1 protein-coding gene is annotated in these 1,008 nt (G+C 41.9%); it reads right to left on the bottom strand.

The annotated features are described in order from the left end of the window. Window positions 1-103: 103 nt before the first annotated feature. Window positions 104-763, bottom strand: a complete 660-nt coding sequence (locus R8O70_RS26435; protein ID WP_025516687.1) for a DUF2726 domain-containing protein — start codon at window positions 761-763, stop codon at window positions 104-106. Window positions 764-1,008 lie beyond the last annotated feature (245 nt).

Genomic DNA, 1,008 nt, shown 5'->3' with positions numbered 1-1,008 from the left:
AGCTTTCTTTCTCAAAGTATAGGTCTTGGCGTATTGGGCGATACAAAAAAGGCTTCGATCTACACAAATCAAAGCCTTTAAGTTTATCGTTTGATTGGTTGTATTAGTCGTCAGACTCAAACACCACATTGTAGTTTTCAGTATAAGTACAATTAGGTTGACGACTGCAGGTGAAAAATCGTCGTCCTTTAAATTCACCTTGGCTGGCAGTTTTGATGATCATCGGACTGCCGCATTTTTTACAAAAACGCACTTCTTTCTCAGGCTCGATCAAATCAATATGCGCCGCCAACAAACGACGTAAACGCCCCACTTGATAACTGTGTTTTACAGAAGTCCCGATCAGAGGCAAGTTGGCAGATTTACATACGTGCATCAGCAACTTCTGACGCTCCACCTTACCTTTATTCAATTGCTGCCCGTTATCAAACTCGATAATCACGCGCGGTTCTAACGTTCTGGGATCACAAATTACGTAGTCGAAATAACTGCGCGAGATGCGATTATTGGCCACGAAAAACTGCTTTTTATTCTTGATGTCTTTCGGAGCAACCAAAGTAGACATGTTCACCTTGGCAAACACGACAGCATGCTCTCCGACTGCGGCTCTTAGCGCATTGAAAAAAGCACCTTCTTGCCCTCTTAGTAACGGACCTTTCGCACGATATGGATAGTCACGCGTGTCGTCGTGCTTAATCACGTACTTTTGAATAATAAAGAAGAATACAACCAGAAGAACAACAATGATAAAGATGTTGGTCATAGATAAAGTGCACCCAAAACAACTCGTTGCTCAAAGCGTAAATGGAAATGCTATACAGAGCAACAAAACCTATCAATTTTGAGGTGCGATGACATAAGCAATGAAGAAAAGTTCGCGGAGGATAAGCAAAAACAAGCCAATCTTTCTAGGGATTGGCTCTTGTACGTTGTGCCTGATTAACAATCATTAAGTGTTAGCATCTAGTTGATTGTCTGGCATGGCATCAATGAAAGTTGGCAGTTGGT

Origin of the sequence: Vibrio sp. 779(2023), assembly GCF_033344285.1 — a bacterium.
GTDB classification, from domain to species: Bacteria; Pseudomonadota; Gammaproteobacteria; order Enterobacterales; family Vibrionaceae; genus Vibrio; species Vibrio alginolyticus.
The sequence above is the reverse complement of the archived record's forward strand: the minus strand, read 5'-3'. Positions and strand labels throughout refer to the sequence as shown.

Excerpts from the sequence above, each read along its gene's own strand:
- R8O70_RS26435 (WP_025516687.1), bottom strand. The coding sequence starts at position 763 with ATGACCAACATCTTTATCATTGTTGTTCTTCTGGTTGTATTCTTCTTT.